The organism is Bariatricus sp. SGI.154 (assembly GCF_050313795.1).
Lineage (GTDB): Bacteria > Bacillota > Clostridia > Lachnospirales > Lachnospiraceae > CAMBRQ01.
Genome location: NZ_JBNPMC010000073.1, coordinates 1 through 2564, shown reverse-complemented (window position 1 = coordinate 2564; position 2564 = coordinate 1). Strand labels below are relative to the sequence as shown.

The window sequence follows — 2564 nt, the reverse complement described above, 5'->3', positions numbered from 1 at the left end:
TGCATAGTTCGTTCCAACGGAACGCCCATTTCGCTTTAGCGGTCTAAGGCGTTCAGTCGGAACGGTCTGTGAATATAGCAACACAGTTGCTACTGATTTATAGGTTTCATGTTCCTCATATTCTTACCGTTCATTTCAAGACGATAAGAGTTATTGAGGAGGCGGGTAAGACATGCATCTGCATATGTGTGTTCCTGAAACAAGTCATACCATGATTTCACTGGAAACTGTGAAATAACCATGGTGGATTTGTGGGGATCCCTACTTTCAAAAACCTCAAACAGGTTCCGGCATTTGTTCAGATCCAACTGCATAAGCCCAAAATCATCAATTGCCAGGAGATCATATGCCGCCAGCTGTGCAAGATATTCCCGATAGGTACCAAGTGTTTCCGCCTTGTTCAATTCGTCAATCAGATGGCTGGCACGTATGTATTTGACTGCCTTGAACTGACGAAGAGCGCTGATGCAGAGGGCATTTGCCATATAACTCTTGCCAGAACCAGTCTGGCCAGTAATCATCAGATTTCTGCCCTGGTCAATCCACTCGCATTTTGCCAATTCCTCAATGATCCTGCTATTCAGCTGGCGTTCCGGATCATAGATGGTGTCATCCAGATCGGCAGAAGGGTATTTTAAGGTAGCCTTCTTGATGAAACGGTTCAGCTTCTTAGTATAACGGAGTTCCCACTCTGCATCCACCAATCGGCAGACCTTTTCGCGGAAAGGAAGCAGATCCGCATTGGGATCTGAAAACAGTTCCTCTAGTGCTTGTGCCATGCCGGAGAACCGCATGCTTTTTAACTTGCTGCAGATTTCATAGTCTTCTGTGGAAAGGGTTATCTTATCGTTCATTACTGATAAATCTCCTTTCCCCTGAGATTTTCATGTTCTGGAAGAGCCTGCCTTGAATCACTGGAATGCAGATTGTCTGTCAGTTTGAGCAACGTCTTCTTAAAATAAGAATACCGGCAGGCGTTACTTTCCACGCAAAGCTTAGCGGCTTCTTCCACCAGAAGTTTCGGCTTGTTGGTACACATATGGAGAATGCCATTGCAGCTATTATAGGCCTGTTCCTCATGCCTTGGTGTGAGCAGGACGGTATCGACCAGCCTGGACAGATATGGGCCATAGCCTGATGCCCAACGCCTGTAATAAGCTCCGTCTTTAGAGTTTACCTCTTTATAATACTGGTGTTCTGGTTTCATATGCTCTGGTTTGGTGATGTACTTTGGAAAATCCTTGTAGGATCTCCGATGGGTACAGATCAGCTTATTGTTCCTATCGCAGATGTGGATTTCTGCCATAGTCGCTTTCAGGATTGCAGGCTGTCCGTAATACGTGTATAATACGGAATAATAGTGGTCATCAAACAACAGATGATAATTATTCGGTACACGTGCAAAATACTTATATTCACACAGTGCAAAGGAACCGTTTGCCAGCGAGCGCATCTGTGGCTTATCATACCGGAGAAAAGCCTCCAGTCGGGAAAAGGACTGTGCTTTCAGTTTTCTGTTGTTGATCTCCGCTATTTTTTCTTTTACGTCGCGGTTGATCTCTTCAAGGCTGAAATAAGTTTTCTCCTTTAAATCTTCCAGCAGATGGGTTTCCAGATACTGGACATGCTTTTCGACAGTTGCTTTTCCAGTCGGTTTGCGGGGTGGAGGCGGCAGTACGACCACCTCATAAAAGTTCTCCAAGTCCTGATAGGCACTGTTAAGGATTAGTTCATCCTTTGTATGTTTTGTAATGGCAGCACGGAGGTTATCTGGTACAAGATATTTCGGGACAGCACCATAGTATTCCAACGCATGCACAGTTCCAGAAATAAAGTTCGGAAGTTTTTCGTCTTCAAAAGCCTCTGCATAGATTAAACTGCTGACACCGACCGTCGTGACAAAGAAATGGATTTTTTTGATCTCCCCGGTAACACTGTCAATCAGAAGTTCTGGCTGATCACCAACCCAGTCAATATAGACTTTTTCGCCTGGGATTCGCTCAACGGCCATCCGGAGTTTATCGGAGCCATAGTTCTTTTCCACATATACATTGTAGTAATGGCAGAACTGCGTGAATTGATAACCGGATGGATGCTCCTGCTTGTATTTCAGCCACATGAAATATAAGTTAGCCTTGCTCCCCTCTCTCATAATGCGGTCATGGATGGCAGCATAATCAGGCATGACGGACTCATCTTTCCTACGTATGTTCTCCGGCGGATAGAAGGCCATTTCTACCTCTGTGGGTGCCATTTGTCGCAACATAGTGAGGTCTTTGCCAATTTCCTCAAAACGGGACATGATAAGTGTTACTGTGCTGTGACCTACATGATATCGGCTACAGCAGTCATTATACGATATGCCATGTTGGCGCATATCGATAATGCCAAGAATTGTAGTACAGTCTTGCATAATAAAAAACTCCTTTCTTGTATTTTGACTACAAGAAAGATTTTAACATAGACATATATGCAGACCGGTAAAGCAAGACGATCAGACCGGTAATCCAAAATTAACAGACCGGTTCATGCGAAAACGACAGACTGATAAACCGAAATTTGCA

At 44.4% G+C, this 2564-nt stretch carries 2 protein-coding genes; both read right to left on the bottom strand.

The features are described 5' to 3' along the window. Window positions 1-89: 89 nt before the first annotated feature. Entirely contained in the window at window positions 90-854 is a 765-nt protein-coding gene (locus ACQRBN_RS17350; RefSeq protein WP_427740348.1) for an ATP-binding protein, read from the bottom strand. After that, window positions 854-2413 carry a Mu transposase domain-containing protein gene (locus ACQRBN_RS17345; RefSeq protein ID WP_427740347.1) on the bottom strand — a complete coding sequence of 520 codons (1560 nt, stop codon included), beginning with the start codon at window positions 2411-2413 and terminating at the stop codon, window positions 854-856. Before ACQRBN_RS17345 ends, ACQRBN_RS17350 begins: the two co-directional genes overlap by 1 nt. Window positions 2414-2564: the final 151 nt, after the last annotated feature.